The sequence below is a fragment of the Devosia albogilva genome (assembly GCF_042685625.1).
Classification (GTDB): domain Bacteria; phylum Pseudomonadota; class Alphaproteobacteria; order Rhizobiales; family Devosiaceae; genus Devosia; species Devosia albogilva.
On the sequence record NZ_JBHUNP010000001.1, the window covers coordinates 103,189 to 119,374 of the forward strand.

A 16,186-nucleotide genomic window follows, 5' to 3' on the forward strand; every position below is an offset into this window, starting at 1 on the left:
GCTCACGGACCGCCCCACCAAAATTTTTTTGATATAAGCAAACTTCCTTGTAGAATGGAAGGACCATGTGAAGCGACCCGAGCGCCCGGACAGGTTCCGGAAGCGCCGGCAAGTCATTGTTTTCGAGCGAAAGAACCACCGTGGCGCTAGAGCAGAACCTGACCCAGCCGCCGGACTACGGCGCCCAGCGCCGCCGTGTCGGACGCGGCGTTGTCACCTTGGGCAGCTTCGCGCTGACGCTGTTTCTGACCTTCCTCGGCCTGCTCGCCATCACCTTCTTCATCGGCCGCGTGATCCCCATCGATCCGGTCCTGTCCGTCGTCGGTGACCGCGCCACCCAGGCGCAATACGACGCCGCCAAGATCGCCATGGGCCTCGATCGCCCGCTGTGGCAGCAGTTCATCTCTTATGTCGGCAGCGTCTTCACTGGCGATCTCGGCCAGTCCGTGTCCACCGGCCGCCCAGTCATCGAGGATCTCAGCCGCTTCTTCCCAGCCACTTTCGAGATGGCTACCCTCGGCATCCTGATTGGCGTTGCCCTGGGCGTGCCGCTCGGCGTCACTGCCGCCGCCCGCCAGGGCTCCTGGCTCGATCAGACCATCCGCGTCGTCGGCCTGCTCGGTTATTCCGTCCCCGCCTTCTGGCTCGGCCTCGTCGGTCTCGCCGTGTTCTACGCCCGTCTGCGCTGGGTTGGCGGCCCCGGGCGCCTCGACATCTTTTACGATGGCCTGGTTGAGCCCGTCACCGGCATGATCCTGGTCGACAGCCTCATCCGCGGCGAGATCGACATCTTCTGGAACGCCGTGTCCCACATCATCCTGCCGGCCTCGGTGCTCGGCTTCTTCAGCCTCGCCTATATCGCCCGCATGACCCGCTCCTTCATGCTCGAGCAGTTGAGCCAGGAGTTCGTCACCACCGCCCGGGTGAAGGGCCTCTCCGAACGCGTGGTGATCTGGCGCCACGCCTTCAAGCCCATCCGCGTGCCGCTGATCACGGTCGTCGGCCTCTCTTATGCCGGCCTGCTCGAAGGCTCCGTCATGATCGAGACCGTGTTCTCCTGGCCCGGCATCGGCAACTATCTCACCACCGCCCTGCTCAACGCCGACATGAACGCCGTGCTCGGCGCTACCCTGGTCGTCGGCGCCGTGTTCATTGCCATCAACAAGATCTCGGACGTGCTCTACCGCGTCCTCGACCCGAGGGCCCGCTGATGTCCACTCGCGACTGGCTTCTCGCCGACTCCCCCACTTCGCGCCTGCAGGCCAATGCCGGCCGCTTCTACCGCGTCGTCACCGCCCTGGTGCGCAATCCGCTCTCGGCGCTCGGGCTGGCGATCATCCTCCTGCTGCTGCTGACGGCCGCCTTCGCGCCCTGGATCGCGCCCTATTCCCCGACCGGGCAGAACCTCTCCGCGCGGCTGCTGCCGCCCTCGGGCGAATACTGGATGGGCACCGACGAACTGGGCCGGGACATCTTCTCCCGCGTGATCTGGGGCTCGCAGATCACCCTGACCATCGTCCTGCTGGTGGCCCTGATCTCCGCCCCGCTGGGCCTCCTGATCGGCGCCGTCGCCGGCTATTTCGGCGGCTGGGTCGACCGCGTGTTGATGGGCTTCACCGACATCTTCCTGTCGCTGCCCAAGCTGATCCTGGCGCTGGCTTTCGTCGCCGCCCTCGGCCCAGGCATCAACAACGCCATCATCGCCATCGCCATCACCTCCTGGCCCGCCTATGCCCGTATTGCCCGGGCCGAGACGCTGACCATCCGCAATGCCGAATACATCTCGGCCGTACAGCTTGCGGGCGGCGGTCCCATCCGCGTCATCGTCCAGCACATCCTGCCGCTCTGCACCTCCTCGATGATCGTGCGCGTCACCCTCGACATGGCGGGCGTGATCCTCACCGCCGCCGGCCTCGGCTTCCTCGGCCTCGGCGCCCAGCCGCCGCTGCCGGAATGGGGCGCCATGATCTCGCGCGGCCGCACCTTCATCCTCGACCAGTGGTGGGTCGCAACCATGCCCGGCTTTGCCATCATCATCGTCTCCCTCGGCTTCTGCTTCCTGGGCGACGGCCTGCGTGACGTGCTCGACCCCAAGAGCGAGGGCAAAGGCTGATGACTCTCTACTCCGCGAGCATTGCTCTCTGTGCTCCTTTGCCTCCCTCCCCCTTGAGGGGAGGGATCGAGGGTGGGGGGCCATCGGCGGAACACCGGACTACCCCCCACCCTAACCCTCCCCCTGAGGGGGGGAGGGAGAATGCCTCCACAGGTCTTGTGCATGAGGAGGCCCACTCATGAACACCCTCCTCGAAGTCGAAAACCTGCGCGTCAGCTTCCCCACCCACCGCGGTCGCGTCGAAGTGGTGAAGGGCCTGTCCTTCACCCTCGGGCGCGAGCGGCTGGGCATCGTCGGCGAATCCGGCTCGGGCAAGTCCATGACCGGCCGCTCCATCCTCAAGCTCATCCGCAAGCCCGGCCAGGTTACTGCCGACCGGCTGCATTTCGACGGCATCGACATCCTCGCCCAGAGCGAGCGACAGATGCGGGACATTCGCGGCGCCCGCATCTCGATGGTGATGCAGGACCCCAAATTCTCGCTCAATCCGGTGATGACCGTCGGCGCCCAGATCGCCGAGGCGCTCGTGGCGCACCAAAAGCTGCCGCGCGGTGACGTGCAGGCCCGCGTGATCGAGATGCTCCACGCGGTCCGCATCAACGATCCCGAGCGCGTCGCCGGCCTCTACCCGCACGAAGTCTCCGGCGGCATGGGGCAACGCATCATGATCTCGATGATGCTGATCCCCGAGCCGGAACTGCTGATCGCCGACGAGCCGACCTCGGCGCTAGACGTCTCGGTGCAAGCGCAGGTGCTCGACATCATCGACGATCTCGTGACCCGCAAGGGCATGGGGCTTATCCTGATCAGCCACGACCTCAATCTCGTCAGCCGCTATTGCGACCGCATCCTGGTGATGAATGCCGGCCACGTGGTCGAGGAATGCGCTGCCGGCGAGCTCGACAAGGCCCAGCACCCCTATACGCGCGGCCTGCTCGCCGCCATGCCAACCATCGACGAAGCCCGGGACGAACTGCCGGTGCTGGATCGCACCCAGTGGGCCGGCACATGAACGCCATCGCTCTTTCCGATCTCGATATCTCCTACGGCGACACCAAGGTGGTGTTCGGCGTCGACCTCACCATCAGCGAAGGCGAGAGCTTTGCGCTGGTTGGCGAATCCGGCTCCGGCAAGTCCACCATCCTGCGCGCCATCGCCGGCCTCGCCCCCGATTGGACCGGCGCCATCTCGGTCATGGGCGAGCCGCGCAGCCACCATGTCGATCGCGCCGTATCGCGCCAGGTGCAGATGGTGTTTCAGGATCCCTACGGATCGCTGCACCCCCGCAAGACCATCGACGCCACCTTGTCCGAACCGCTCGCCATCCATGGCGTCGGCAACCGCGGCGAGCGTGTCGAAGCCATGCTCAGCGCCGTCGGCCTCGACCAGCGTTTCCGCTTCCGCTTCCCCCATCAGCTCTCCGGCGGCCAGCGACAGCGCGTCGCCATCGCGCGCGCCCTGATGCTCGAGCCGAAGGTGCTGCTGCTCGACGAGCCAACCTCCGCACTCGACGTTTCCGTTCAGGCCGAAATCCTCAACCTGCTGAAGCGCCTCCGCCGCGAGCAGGGCCTCACTTATCTGCTCGTCACCCACAACCTGCCGGTGGTGAGCTTCCTCTGCGATCGCCTCGCCGTCATGCGCCAGGGCCGGATCGTTGAGGTCGCCGATGTGGCGCAGCTCAAGGCCGGCAAGCTCAACGACCCCTATTCCCGCGAGCTGCTCGCCGCCACCGAAGGCGCCTGAAACTCGCTCCACCCCTCCCTCTCGGGGAGGCCGGGTGGGCACGGCCGCCAGTCATTCCCTGCGGCTCCCCACCCAATAACTAGCCCCAAGGACGACCAATGACCGACCACACCCCTGCCCTCGCCGCCTTCGACGCCGCCATCAGCAAGGCCAAGAGCGCCGAAGAAGCCTTCCGCGCCCTGCAGGACCTTGCCCGCGCCGTCGTCGGCGCCAAGCTGTTCACCGTGATGCTGGTCGACATGGAAGCCGAGCTGTCCCGCCGCGCCTATACCAGCGATCCCGTGAGCTACCCCACTTCCGGCACCAAGCCGCTGAACTACGGCCCCTGGTTCGACATCGTCCACGGCAAGCGCGAGTTCTTCGTCGCCAACACCATCGAGGACATCGCCAAGGTGCTGTTCGACCACGAGCTAATCAACTCGCTGGGCTGCCAGTCTGTGGTCAACGTCCCGCTCATCCTCAAGGACGAGCTGGTCGGCTGCATGAACCTGCTCGACGTCGCCGGCCACTACACACCGGAACGCCTGCAGACCATCCGCGACGTGCTCCTGATCCCTGCCAAGCTCGCCGTCCTAGCCGCCCGCGGCTGACGTTTCCAACATCGCAGGCCCCCACCCCACCTCCCCCGCAAGCGGGGGAGGAGTCGACCGAGTGTGGCACTAGGTTCGGAGTTACGCCGGCCCGCCCCTCCCCCGCTTGCGGGGGAGGCTGGGGGGGGTTCTCTCCCCTAAGCCGCCGACGCAATCAGCGACGCATTGCCGCCCGCCGCCGTCGTGTCGATGCACACATGACGCTCGAGCTGCAGCCGGCCGATATCCTGCGGACCGGCAATGATCGGCAGCAAGGCGCCGTCGCGACGGCTCAGCGCCTGCCGGATCAGCTTGAGCCCGGCATCATCTCCGAACCATGCAACCGCATCGAAGCCGCCGGCCGTGGCCAGCGCCGCGACATCGTCCGCAACCTCGGCACGGCATCCTGCCCGCTCCGCCATTTGCCGCTGCACCAGCATGTCCTCTTCGCTCGGCCCCAGGCACAGCAGCGTCCCGCGCGGCACGACGTGGAGCCGATTGCTCTCCCCCGTCGGCCCCGGCAGGTCGAGCACGCCATCCTGCAGGCTGCTGCCAGCTCCCGTGAACCGCGGCAGATAGTGCGGCCCGCCCGCCTTTGGGCCTGTGCCGGACAGCCCCTCGCCACCGAACGGCTGCGAGCCCACCACCGCGCCGATCTGGTTGCGGTTGACATAGATGTTGCCGGCGTGGACCTGCCCGACCAACCGCTTCACCCGCGACGAGATGCGCGTGTGCATGCCGAAGGTCAGCCCGAAGCCCGAAGCGTTCACCACCGCGATCACCTGCTCGAGCTGATCGCCGCGGAACGTCGCGACATGCAGCACCGGCCCGAAGATTTCCTCGGGAATATCGGCGATGCCACCCACCCGGATCACCGTCGGCGCAACGAAGGTGCCGCCCTCCGGCGCCGCCAGCCGGTGGACCACCTGTGTCTCGCGCGCGGCGACATAGGTGCTGATCTTGTCGCGCGCCGACCGATCGATGATCGGTCCCACATCGGTCGCCAGTTCCCACGGATTGCCGAGGCGCAGTTCGTCCATCGCCCCCTTCAGCATCTCGATGGTGCGGTCGGCTGCTTCCTCCTGAACATAGAGGATGCGCAGCGCCGAGCAGCGCTGCCCCGCCGACTGGAAGGCCGACGCAACCACGTCCCGTACCGCCTGCTCCGTCAGCGCCGTCGTGTCGACGATCATGGCGTTGAGCCCGCCGGTTTCAGCGATCAGCGGCGCCTGCGGCGAGGCATGTTCCGCCATCGCCCGTTCGATCGCCCGCGCCGTCGGCAGCGAGCCGGTGAACGCCACTCCGGCCAGAGCCGGGTTCGAGGTCAGCAGCGTCCCCACCTGTGGTCCGCCGGGCAGCAACTGCACCGCATCCCTGGGCACTCCGGCCTCGTGCATCAACTGCATCGCGCGATGGGCGACCAGCGGCGTCTGCGGCGCCGGCTTGGCCAGCACCGGATTGCCCGCCACCAGGGCCGCCGCAATCTGGCCGGTGAAGATCGCCAACGGGAAATTCCAGGGCGAGATGCACACGAACGGCCCGCGCGGCGACGCGGTCAGCTTCGCTGCCTCATCGGCATAGTAGCGCAGAAAATCCACCGCCTCGCGCACTTCCGACACTGCATCGGCCCAGACCTTGCCGGCCTCCCGCGCCAAGAGCGCATAGAACTCGACGGCATTGGCCTCATAGAGGTCCGCCACTCGCCGCAGCAGTTCGGCCCGCTCCTGCACTGGCCGCCCGCCCCAACCGCTCGCCACCGCGGCGGTAAACGCCTCGTGCACCTGCGCCTCGGACGCTTCAACGACCGCACCGACCTGATCCGCATGATCCGCCGGGTTCACCACCGCCAACTCCGCCCCGCCGGGCGCGGACATTGCCCCCAGCGGCTCGGCCCGCCACCGGTGCGTCCGGAACCGCTCACGCGCAGCATCGGCCTCCCCGAACGCCACCGGGTCCGTGAGGTCCAGCCCCTTGGAGTTCCGCCGGCCGCCGAAGATGTCGAGCGGCTGCGGAATGGCCGAATTGGGGATGGCATCGCCCAGCGCCAGCAGCTTGCAGATCGGATCCTCCGCCACTGCCTCGGCGGGGATATCGTTGTCGGCGATCTGATACACGAACGATCCGTTGGCGCCGTTCTCGAGCAACCGCCGCACCAGATAGGCCAGCAGATCCTTGTGCGCCCCCACCGGCGCATAGATGCGCGTCGTCGTCGCATGCTGCTTGCGCAGCACCTCGTGCAACTGTTCGCCCATGCCATGCAGGCGCTGGAATTCGTAGCTGTCGCGGCTGCGCCCCGCCGCATTGCCCAGATGCAGCACCGCCGCCGCCGTATGGGCATTGTGCGTCGCAAACTGCGGGTAGATGTGCTCCGCCCCGAACAGCTTCCGCGCCGCCGCGATATAGCTGACATCGGTCGCGGCCTTGCGGGTATAGACCGGGTAGTCCGGCAGCCCCAGCACCTGCGCCCGCTTGATCTCGGCGTCCCAATAGGCGCCCTTGACCAGCCGCACCATGATCTTGCGATCGAGCCGCGCCGCCGTCGCCTCCAGCCAGTCGATCAGCGGCAGCACCCGCTTGCCATAGGCCTGCACCACCACGCCGAAGCCGTCCCAGCCCGCGAGTTCCGGCGTCTCGAGCACCGCCTCGATCACATCCAGCGACAGGTCGAGCCGGTCCGCCTCCTCGGCGTCTATATTGAACCCCATGTTTGCCTTGGCCGCCGCCAGCGCCAGCTTGCGGGTCGCCTCCACCAGTTCGACCATGACCCGATCCCGCTGCGCCACCTCGTAGCGCGGATGCAGCGCACTGAGCTTCACCGAGATGCCGGGATTGTCGCGCACCGCGCCATGGATGCAGTGCGGCGTCAGCGCCTCGATGGCGTGGAGATACGCCTCGAAATAGCGCTGCGCATCCGCGGCCGTACGCGCCGCCTCACCCAGCATGTCGTAGGAATACCGGTAACCGAGCGCTTCCGGTTTGCGCGCATGGCCGATCGCTTCATCGATGGTACGGCCGAACACGAACTGGCTGCCCATCAGCCGCATCGCGTGCCCCACCGCGGTGCGGATCACCGGTTCGCCCAGTCGCGCCACGGCGCGATGCAGCGCATTCTTCGGTCCGACTTCCGGCTCCCCCAGCACTTCCGCGGTCAGGTTGAGCGCCCAGGACGAGAAATTGACCAGCGGGTTCGGCGAACCTCCGAAATGGCTGGCCCAATCGGCGCCGCCAACCTTGTCGTGGATCAGCGCATCCACCGTCTCGCTGTCCGGCACGCGCAGCAGCGCCTCGGCAAGAGACATCAGCGCCAGCCCTTCCTCGCTGTCGAGCCCGTATTCGGCGAGGAAGCTCTCCATCAGCCCGAGCTTGGTGCCGCCGCGCACCGCCTGCACCAACTCCACGGCGCGGGCGGAAATGCCCTGCCGTGCCGCCTCGTCCAGCCCCGTATCGGCGATCAGACCTCGAACGAGTTCGGTCTCATCGGCATAGAGACGGGAATGAAGGGCACGGCGGGCGTCGGAAGCAGAAATCATGGCGAAACACCTGGAAAACTGCCTGATTGTGCCACAAGCTCCAAAGGCGATCCGCCTGAAGTAGCGCCTACCAACAGATCAGTGCTACATAGAACCGAGTCTTCTCAGGACAATCGCCCATGGATCAGCCGCAACCCAGCCCATTGAACCAGATGGACCGACGCATCCTCGACGAGCTCTCCCGCAACGGTCGCATCAGCGTCGCCGAACTCAGTCGGCGGGTGAATCTGTCGAAGACCCCGTGCCAGGCCCGCATCAAGCGGCTCGAGGAGCAAGGCTACATCCTCGGCTATCGTGCCGTCATCGACCCCACCCGCCTTGGCCTGCCGCATGTCGCTTTCGTAGAAGTCCGGCTCAGCGACACCCGCAAAGCCGCGCTGGAAGCCTTCAACAAGGCGGTCCGTGCCCTGCCCGAGGTGGAACAGGCGCACATGATCGCCTCGAGCTTCGACTACCTGCTCAAGGTCCGCACCAAGGATATCGCCGCTTATCGCGAGGTGCTGGGCGAGAAGATCTCCGCCCTGCCCCACGTCGCCCACACCTCAACCCATGTCTCCATGGAAGCGGTGAAGGACGACGCCGCCGACTAGGACGCCGGCACCGGCTCCTCTGCTCCGATCTCCGGCGCGTTGGCGGCGATGGTGATCCCCTCCGCCTCGAGTGCATCCCGCACCTCGCGCGCCAGATCCACCGCCCCGGGCGTGTCGCCATGAAGGCAGATGGAACGCGCCGCGGACTGGAGCACCGTCCCGTCCGCAGCGACGATCTCCCCGCTCTTCGCCAGCCGCAGGCAACGCTCGATCACCGCTTCCGGGTCTTCGATCACCGCCCCCGGCTCGCTGCGCGGCACCAGCAGCCCCTCCGCCGTATAGGCACGATCGGCATAGGCCTCGCGGATCAGCGGCATGCCGACGGCCTTCGCCGCCCGCACCTGCTGCGAGTTGTCGAGCGCCAGCACCGCCATTTTCGGGTCCATGGCCTGGATGGTCGCGAAGATGCCGACGGCGAACGCCAGTTCTTCGGCCGTCTGGTTGGCCAGCGCGCCGTGGAGCTTCACATAGCTCAGCTTCACCCCCACCTCATCGGCGATATAGCGCACCAGGAACAGTTGCGAGCGGATCTGCCCTAGCAATTGGTCGAGCGGCATCACCACCCGAAACCGCCCGAAGCGCTTCCGGTCGACATAGCCGGGATGCGCCCCCGCCCGCACGCCGCGCGCCTTGCAGATCTTGAGGATGTGCCGGATCGTCTGGGCGTCGCCGGCATGGCCCCCGCAGGCGATCGAGGCGCTCGAGACGATGGCGAGCAGGTCCTCGTCCGTTCCCATGCCCTCGCCGAGATCGGCATTGAGGTCGATCGAGGTCATCCCGCCTGGCTCCGCAATAATTGCTGCGCATGTTCCACCGTCACGGGCTGAAACGCAATCGCCGTGCCCGGCCGCATCTGCGCCAGGCGGTCGAGATCGGCACTGATCACCGTGCCGATGCGCGGATAGCCACCGGTCGGCTGATGGTCCCGCATCAGCACGATCGGCGCGCCGTCCCCCAGGATCTGGATATCCCCCGGCACCACCGCGTCCGACACCAGCCCCAGCATGCGCGTCGCAGCGAACACGCCCTCAGTATCCTCCAGCCGCACCCCCATGCGGTCGAGCCGCATGGAAACCCGGAATGCACTCGCCACAAACCTTTCGCGCACGGCCGGGCTGAACCGATCAGCATGCAGCCCCCACACAACGCGGATCGGCCCCTCCTCCGGCGCATCTGCGGGCAAAACCGTAACCGCCGGCTTACCTTTGCCAGCGATCCGGATCTCATCCCCCGCCACCAGCGCCCGCCCCGCGAGACCCCCGAGCCCGGCCCGGCTGTTGGTCGCCATGCTGCCCATCACCAGCGGCACATCAATGTCGCCGCCGAAGCGCAGATAGCCGTAATTGCCCCACGCGCCGGGCGTCACCGAGAACCGGTCACCCGCACTCAGCTCCACCAAACCCGGCCAGCCGACCCTCGCGCCGCCCTGCGCAGCGGTGAAGTCGCCACCGGCAAAGCCCACCCGGCATCGCCCCGCCACCAGTTCGATCTCGATCCCCGCCCGGGTGAACTCGACACCACCCGCACCTGCCCCGGCCAATAGCCCGGCAGCCTCATACCCACGCCGGTCCATCGGCCCCGATGCCGCAATCCCATGCGCCAGCGCCCCGAACCGGCCCGCGTCCTGAACAGTGGTCAGCGGCGACGCCCGCACGATCCGCAGCAACGCCGTCACCGCGCCACCTCGAAACGCACCGTGTCACCCGCCGCCAACCGTGTCGGCGGCTCCGCCTCCGGCTCGAAATTGCGAAACTCCGTCGAGCCGATCACGTGCCATCCCGTCGGCATCGCAGTGGCGGCAATCGCCGTCTGTCCCGCCGCGAACAACACGCTACCGGCCGGGACTTCCGGCCGCACGGCACCCCGCCGCGGCACCACCAGCGCCTGCTCGAGCAAGCCGCAATACACGAACCCCGGCGCAAAACCGGTCGCCAGCACCCTCAGCGGCTTCCGATTATGCGCAGCAATGAACTCGGCGATGTTCACCCCGATCAGCGCGGCCACTTCCCCCAGATCGGGCCCATCGAACCGCACGGGAATGCTCCACTCGCGCCCTGCATCCGCAGCCGGAACGCCGCCCCACAGCGCCAGCCGCACCTCTCCGGCGAGCGTCGCGTAACTGATCCGCAACGGATCGTAGCGCAGCAACACCGAAACGAGGTTCGGCACCACCTCCACCACGCCGGGCAGCCCCCGCGCCCGAACCGCGCGCGCGAACCCGATGGCCGCCGCATTGGCGTCGTCGCTCAGCGCATCGGCGAACCGCACCAGCAAGGCGCTGTCGCCAAGCGGCATCAGCAGCGGCAAGGACATATCGTCGATCGGCTCGGCAACAGGCACAGACCACCTTCGGGTTACGCACCCGAGTCCTTGCCCAACTCGCCGGGCGTGGTCAACGGCCACGGACCGCATGCGCCGGGATCGTCATGTGCCGGCGGCGCGAGCCGCCGGCGCCGGTAGTCCGAAGAGGTTAGTTGGGCTCGCGGCCCTCCTGTTCGACAACGGCGTCGAAGAGTTCCCGCGCCTGGTCGGGGCCGATCGCCTCGATGGCGACGGCCGCGATGGCGGCGAACAGTTCGGCGATTTCCTGGGGATCGGTGATTTCGGCGTCGTCGTCGTCGGCGTCAGCGTTGATCAAGGTAAACACAATACGCGCCTCCACAGTGAGCCACAGGTCGAGTGTGGGACGATTCCTTTACGGAACAAATAATGGGAATTGGCCGAAACCCGGCTCCGGCCCGGTGGACACGAATCCCGCCTGCCCTTACTCTTCCCCGGCTTCGAGTTGATCGAGATATGCCTCGATAGCATCGAGATCCGCCGAGTAAGGCTTGGGCACGTTTCCGAACACCACCTGATGCGTCTCGTCATCACGAAGTGCGTGCCCACCGGGCTGCCCCAGCGACTTCATCTTCTCGGCGGTCAGAATGGTCAGCCCGTGCCGCGCCGCCACCCGCTTCATCCGTCGCATACGCGACGCTTCGAATTCCTTGCGGCTCATGTCGGTCCCCGCTCAAAGGCTGCTGTGTAGCCAAGCTTGATTTGCCTCGCAAGCTAGCTCCTTTTGGTTGTAGGCATCGTTGACCGCCGGTGCGGCCCACCATGGCGCAGTTTTGGGGGCTTGCATGCCGGTACCCACTTCCCGGAATGAGTTGCTTGAAGCCATCGACGTGTCATTTGACCGGCTGATGGCCGACCTTGTCCGCGTGCCTGAGGACCGGGCCCACGAGCGCTCCATGGAGGGTCACGCCAAGGGCACGCTCATCAGCCCTGCCGACCTCGTCAGCTATTTGGTTGGCTGGAATGAGCTCGTGCTTAAGTGGCTGGAGCGGGATGACGCCGGAAAGCCCGTCGACTTTCCAGAAGCCGGCTTCAATTGGAACCAGTTGGGCCTGCTGGCCCAAAAGTTCTACTCGGATTACCGGCATTTGAGTTGGACGGCATTGCTGGAGCGCCTCCGGGCTGCCAAATCGCGCCTGGTGCAGAGCGTGTCCCACCGCTCCGACCACGAACTCTACGACACTGCCTGGTACGCAAAGTGGACAAAAGGCCGGATGATACAGCTCAACAGTTCCTCGCCTTATGCGAATGCCCGCGGTCGCATCCGGCGCTGGCTGCACTCCACGACCCGCTAGCCCGGCTCATTCCGCCAACCGAAACGTCCAAGCTCAGGGGGTAGCCGCCAGCGCGCCCTCCTCTATCAATCTGCTTAGGGAGGAACGAAAAATGAGAACTTTGCTGTTTGCTGCCGGTGCAGCCCTTGTCGCTACTGCGATTCCGGCCGCCGCGCAGGACTACCCCGTCGATACCGTCACCATGATCGTGCCCTACGCCGCCGGCGGCGCCGGTGACATCGTCGGGCGCCTCGTTGCCGATGAACTCGGCAACCGCCTGGGCGTTACCTTCGTGGTGGAGAATGTGGGTGGCGCCGGTGGCACCATCGGTGCCGAACAGGTGGCACGCGCCGCCAATGACGGCTCGACCCTGCTGCTGGCGGGCAATGCCATCTTCACCACCGCGCCGCACCTGTCGCCTGTTGGCTTCGATCCCTTCGAAGACTTCACGGCCATCGCCAATGTCAGCGAGGCCGTCCGCATGCTGGTCGCCTCCAAGTCGCTGCCGGTCGCCAACATCGAAGAGTTCGTCACCTACGGCAAAGAACATCCCGGCGAGATGAACTTCGGCTCGGTGGGTGTCGGCTCGACCGGCCATGTCGCCACCGTCGACATGCTGAGCAAGATGGGCATCGAGGCCACGCACATCGCCTATGGCGGCGCGTCCGAGGTCGTCCAGGCCGTGCTTGCCGGCGACATCCAGTTCATGATGGACGCCGCAGCCATTCCGCAGGCGCGGCAGGACACGGTCACGCCACTGGCGGTCCCCGGTCCCGATCGGCTGGCCGAATTCCCGGATCTGCCTGCGCTGGGCGAACTCGGCTACAACAGCATCACCGGCACCGGCTGGCAGATGGTGATGGGTCCGGGCGACATGGACCCGGCGCTCGTGGCGCAGATCCAGGGCGCACTGGAAGAAGCCATTCAGGACCCCGCCTTTGCCGACAAGCTGACCAAGGCCGGCGTGTCGCCGCGCTTCATCCCGAGTGAAGACCTCGAAGCTGCCTTGCGCAGCGACTACGACGCCTTCGAAACGGTGCTGACCGATCTCGGGCTGAAGCAGTAACACTCTCCCCCTGCAGCGCCCGCGAACCCCTCCGGGTCGCGGGCGCTCGCTTGTCCACCATCCGGAACCGCGCCGTGACCAATCTTTCCGCCGATATCGCCCGCTGGGCCCTCGACTTCTCGCTCGACGATGCACCGGCCGAAGTGGTGCACAACGCCAGGCTCCGTCTGCTCGACGTGGTCGGGGTGATACTGGCGTCCGGCTCGCATGACACCGTACGCAAGGCCGTGCTCGCCACCGCCGATTCAGATGCAGGCGGGACCGGAGCCCACAGCCTCGTCGACCCGATGGAGACCTCGCCGGCCGGCGCCGCCTTCATCAACGGCGTCGCCGCTGCGGTCCTCGAATATGACGACACCCACATCGCCACCAACATCCACGCTACCTGCGTGGTGGCAGCAGCCAGCCTGGCGGTGGCGCAGCAATTGCGCCTTTCAGGCCGCGACTTGCTCGAGGCTGTGGTCGTCGGCTCCGAGATCGTCTGCCGGCTTGGCCAGGTGGCGCCGGTCCGCATGCACGAACTCGGCTTCCACCCCACCAGCGTCTACGGCGTCTTCGCCGCCACCTATGCCGTCGCCCGCCTGCGGCAGCTCTCGCTGGCACAGACCGTCGATGCCGTGGGCGCCGCCGGCAGCCTGTCGGGTGGCCTCATCGCCTCGTTCCAGGACGGCACCTCGACCAAGACGCTGCATGTCGGCTTCGCCGCTTCTGCAGCCGTGCGCGCCGCCGCGCTCGCACGCCACGGCATCTCCGGTCCCGCCGGCGTCTTCGATGGCCGCTTCGGTTGGTACCGCAGCTACATCCAGAACGGCGTCACCTTCAACTTCGACGCCCTCACCGGCGAGCTCGGCAGCCGCTGGGAAAGCCTACGCATCGCCCCCAAGCTCTACCCCTGCGCCTACACCATGATGCCGTTCATCGCCGCCGCGCTGACCCTGCGCCAGCAGTACGACATCAAGCCCGATGACGTGCGCGAAATCCGTTGCGAGATCATGCCCCGATCCTTCGCGACCATCTGCGAACCGGTCGAAGAAAAGCGCCGCCCGCTGACCTCATGGCATGGCCGCATCAGTCTGCAGCACACCGTCGCCGAGGCGCTGGCGCTGGGCCGGTTCGACAAGAACGCCTATGCGCCCGAGAACCTGCGCAACCCGGTGATCAACGCTCTGGCCGACAAGGTCGTGCACCTGCCCGATCCGATCGCCGCCAGGGACACCAGCCGCTCCCGCGGCGTCGTCACCGTCGAGCTTCACGACGGCCGCATCCTGACCCACACTGTCGAGGACATGCTCGGCACCGAGCGCAATCCCGCGCCGGAATCGGTCTATCTCGACAAGTTCCGGTCCAACGTCACCGACGTGCTGCCCACCAAGGCGGCCCGGAGCCTCGAACAACAGCTCCTCGACATCAACCTTGTGGCCGATGTCGAGGCGATGTTCTCCGCGCTCGGGCGCTGACCCTCAGGCCACCTCCGCCTCCGCCCGCCCGCGCCGCACGAACGAGGTCGTGGTCGCCAGCAGCACCACGACACCGATCAAGACGAAGGTCAGGCTGATCGGCCGCTCCAGGAACACCATCGGGTCTCCCCGCGACAGCGTCATCGCCCGGCGGAAATTGGTCTCGAACATCGGCCCGAGAATGAAGCCGAGGATAAACAGGGCAGGATTGCACCCGGCCGCCCGCAGCAGGTAGCCGAGCAGCCCGAAGAACACGAGCGCCAACAGGTCGAACTGCGACCCGCCCATGGCGAACACGCCGACGCAGGCGAAGGCCAGCACGAACACATAGAGCCAGTGATACGGCACCTGCAGCAGCCGCACCCAGATGCCGATCAGCGGCAGGTTCAGCACCACCAGCAGCAGGTTGCCGATCCACATCGACACGATCAGCCCCCAGAACAGCTCGGGATGGTCGCCCATCATCCGCGGACCCGGCTGCACGCCATGGATCATGAAGGCGCCCAGCATCAACGCCATGGTGGGGCTGCCCGGCACGCCCAACAGCAGCGTCGGGATGAACGCGGTCTGCGAGGCAGCATTGTTCGCCGCTTCCGGCCCCGCCACGCCTTCCACCGCGCCTTCGCCGAACCGCTCCGGCTCCTTCGCCGTGCTCTTTTCCACCATGTAGGCGCTGAACGAACTCATCGCGAGCCCCGCCCCCGGCAGCACGCCGAGCAGCGCCCCGAGTCCGGTGCCACGCAGCACCGCCGGCCAGGCACGCCGGAAATCGTCACGCGATGGCCACAGCCGCCCGATCGCCTTGGACGAGACCGCCGTGCCCTGCGGCTCGCCGATATTGCCGATGATCTCGGCCACCGCGAACAGCCCCACCGCGAGCACCGCGAACTCGATCCCGTCCCGCAGTTCCGGAATCCCGAAGGTGAAGCGGAACATGCCGGTCGACACATCCGACCCCACCGTGCCGAACGCCATGCCGAGGAGCGCCACGCCCACGCCCTTGACCACCCCGCCGCGTGTCATCGCCGCCGTGGTCAGCAGCGCCACGAACACCAGCGCCGCGTACTCGGCCGCCCCGAACCGCATGGCGATGCCGGCGAGCGGCGGCCCGGCCATGGCGATGATCAGCGTGCCAACCGTGCCGGCAAAGAACGAGCCCAACGCCGCCACCGCCAGCGCCGCCCCCGCTCGCCCTTGCTGCGCCATTTTGTGCCCATCGAGGCAGGTCACCGCCGAGGAGGCCTCCCCCGGCAGGTTCACCAGGATCGACGTGGTCGAGCCTCCATAGGCGGCCCCATAGAAAATGCCCGCCAGCATGATGATGCTGGCTTCCGGCGTCAGCCCGAAAGTCAGCGGCAACAATAGCGAGATGGTGATGATCGGCCCCACCCCCGGCAACACGCCGATGGCGGTGCCGAGCGTCACCCCGAGCAGGCAGTAGAGCAGGTTGGCGGGCGTGACGGCGACCGAGAGGCCCTGGGCCAGATAGGCGACGAGATCCATC

16 protein-coding genes are annotated in these 16,186 nt (G+C 66.8%); 9 read left to right on the forward strand and 7 right to left on the reverse strand.

Annotation, left to right across the window (positions count from 1 at the left end; translation table 11 throughout):
- Nucleotides 1-140 precede the first annotated feature (140 nt).
- The 5 genes from ACFSX5_RS00550 to ACFSX5_RS00570 all read left to right on the forward strand — a co-directional run bounded on the left by ACFSX5_RS00550 (nucleotide 141) and on the right by ACFSX5_RS00570 (nucleotide 4,446).
- Complete coding sequence (locus ACFSX5_RS00550; RefSeq protein WP_386830768.1) at nucleotides 141-1,211, forward strand: ABC transporter permease; 1,071 nt, start codon at nucleotides 141-143, stop codon at nucleotides 1,209-1,211.
- Nucleotides 1,211-2,113 (forward strand): ABC transporter permease, encoded by a 903-nt coding sequence (locus tag ACFSX5_RS00555; RefSeq protein WP_386830770.1) that lies wholly within the window; start codon nucleotides 1,211-1,213, stop codon nucleotides 2,111-2,113. The genes ACFSX5_RS00550 and ACFSX5_RS00555 overlap by 1 nt, the downstream gene beginning before the upstream one ends.
- 178 nt (nucleotides 2,114-2,291) lie before the next feature.
- Nucleotides 2,292-3,125: an ABC transporter ATP-binding protein gene (locus tag ACFSX5_RS00560; RefSeq protein ID WP_386830772.1), complete on the forward strand. Its 834-nt coding sequence runs from the start codon at nucleotides 2,292-2,294 to the stop codon at nucleotides 3,123-3,125.
- Nucleotides 3,122-3,856: an ABC transporter ATP-binding protein gene (locus ACFSX5_RS00565; protein WP_386830774.1), complete on the forward strand. Its 735-nt coding sequence runs from the start codon at nucleotides 3,122-3,124 to the stop codon at nucleotides 3,854-3,856. The genes ACFSX5_RS00560 and ACFSX5_RS00565 overlap by 4 nt, the downstream gene beginning before the upstream one ends.
- Nucleotides 3,857-3,954: 98 nt before the next feature.
- On the forward strand, nucleotides 3,955-4,446 hold the full coding sequence (locus ACFSX5_RS00570; protein ID WP_386830776.1) for a GAF domain-containing protein: 492 nt from the start codon (nucleotides 3,955-3,957) through the stop codon (nucleotides 4,444-4,446).
- A gap of 137 nt (nucleotides 4,447-4,583) precedes the next feature.
- On the opposite strand, the gene putA is transcribed toward ACFSX5_RS00570, so the two are convergent.
- Nucleotides 4,584-7,955 carry a bifunctional proline dehydrogenase/L-glutamate gamma-semialdehyde dehydrogenase PutA gene (gene putA / locus ACFSX5_RS00575; protein ID WP_386830778.1) on the reverse strand — a complete coding sequence of 1,124 codons (3,372 nt, stop codon included), beginning with the start codon at nucleotides 7,953-7,955 and terminating at the stop codon, nucleotides 4,584-4,586.
- 119 nt (nucleotides 7,956-8,074) lie between these two features.
- On the opposite strand from putA, the gene ACFSX5_RS00580 reads away from it, so the two are divergent.
- Nucleotides 8,075-8,545, forward strand: a complete 471-nt coding sequence (locus tag ACFSX5_RS00580) for an Lrp/AsnC family transcriptional regulator (protein ID WP_386830780.1) — start codon at nucleotides 8,075-8,077, stop codon at nucleotides 8,543-8,545.
- On the opposite strand, the gene ACFSX5_RS00585 is transcribed toward ACFSX5_RS00580, so the two are convergent.
- The 5 genes from ACFSX5_RS00585 to ACFSX5_RS00605 all read right to left on the reverse strand — a co-directional run bounded on the left by ACFSX5_RS00585 (nucleotide 8,542) and on the right by ACFSX5_RS00605 (nucleotide 11,546).
- Nucleotides 8,542-9,321, reverse strand: a complete 780-nt coding sequence (locus ACFSX5_RS00585) for a LamB/YcsF family protein (RefSeq protein WP_386830781.1) — start codon at nucleotides 9,319-9,321, stop codon at nucleotides 8,542-8,544. The genes ACFSX5_RS00580 and ACFSX5_RS00585 overlap by 4 nt on opposite strands.
- On the reverse strand, nucleotides 9,318-10,211 hold the full coding sequence (locus ACFSX5_RS00590; protein WP_386830783.1) for a 5-oxoprolinase subunit C family protein: 894 nt from the start codon (nucleotides 10,209-10,211) through the stop codon (nucleotides 9,318-9,320). Before ACFSX5_RS00590 ends, ACFSX5_RS00585 begins: the two co-directional genes overlap by 4 nt.
- Before the next feature lie 5 nt (nucleotides 10,212-10,216).
- Nucleotides 10,217-10,885, reverse strand: coding sequence for a 5-oxoprolinase subunit B family protein (locus ACFSX5_RS00595; protein ID WP_386830785.1), 669 nt, complete (start codon nucleotides 10,883-10,885; stop codon nucleotides 10,217-10,219).
- 130 nt (nucleotides 10,886-11,015) lie between these two features.
- Nucleotides 11,016-11,192 carry a hypothetical protein gene (locus tag ACFSX5_RS00600; protein ID WP_386830787.1) on the reverse strand — a complete coding sequence of 59 codons (177 nt, stop codon included), beginning with the start codon at nucleotides 11,190-11,192 and terminating at the stop codon, nucleotides 11,016-11,018.
- A 117-nt stretch (nucleotides 11,193-11,309) separates the two neighbouring features.
- Nucleotides 11,310-11,546 carry a hypothetical protein gene (locus ACFSX5_RS00605; RefSeq protein ID WP_386830788.1) on the reverse strand — a complete coding sequence of 79 codons (237 nt, stop codon included), beginning with the start codon at nucleotides 11,544-11,546 and terminating at the stop codon, nucleotides 11,310-11,312.
- 124 nt (nucleotides 11,547-11,670) lie between these two features.
- On the opposite strand from ACFSX5_RS00605, the gene ACFSX5_RS00610 reads away from it, so the two are divergent.
- The 3 genes from ACFSX5_RS00610 to ACFSX5_RS00620 all read left to right on the forward strand — a co-directional run bounded on the left by ACFSX5_RS00610 (nucleotide 11,671) and on the right by ACFSX5_RS00620 (nucleotide 14,682).
- Nucleotides 11,671-12,180: a ClbS/DfsB family four-helix bundle protein gene (locus ACFSX5_RS00610; protein WP_386830790.1), complete on the forward strand. Its 510-nt coding sequence runs from the start codon at nucleotides 11,671-11,673 to the stop codon at nucleotides 12,178-12,180.
- Between the two features lie 91 nt (nucleotides 12,181-12,271).
- Nucleotides 12,272-13,225 carry a Bug family tripartite tricarboxylate transporter substrate binding protein gene (locus ACFSX5_RS00615; RefSeq protein WP_386830792.1) on the forward strand — a complete coding sequence of 318 codons (954 nt, stop codon included), beginning with the start codon at nucleotides 12,272-12,274 and terminating at the stop codon, nucleotides 13,223-13,225.
- Nucleotides 13,226-13,299: 74 nt separating this feature from the next.
- Complete coding sequence (locus ACFSX5_RS00620) at nucleotides 13,300-14,682, forward strand: MmgE/PrpD family protein (RefSeq protein WP_386830794.1); 1,383 nt, start codon at nucleotides 13,300-13,302, stop codon at nucleotides 14,680-14,682.
- Nucleotides 14,683-14,685: 3 nt separating this feature from the next.
- Here ACFSX5_RS00620 and ACFSX5_RS00625 read toward each other — a convergent pair whose 3' ends face one another.
- A complete protein-coding gene (locus ACFSX5_RS00625) occupies nucleotides 14,686-16,185 on the reverse strand; it encodes a tripartite tricarboxylate transporter permease (RefSeq protein ID WP_386830796.1) in 1,500 nt (499 codons plus the stop codon).
- Nucleotide 16,186 lies beyond the last annotated feature (1 nt).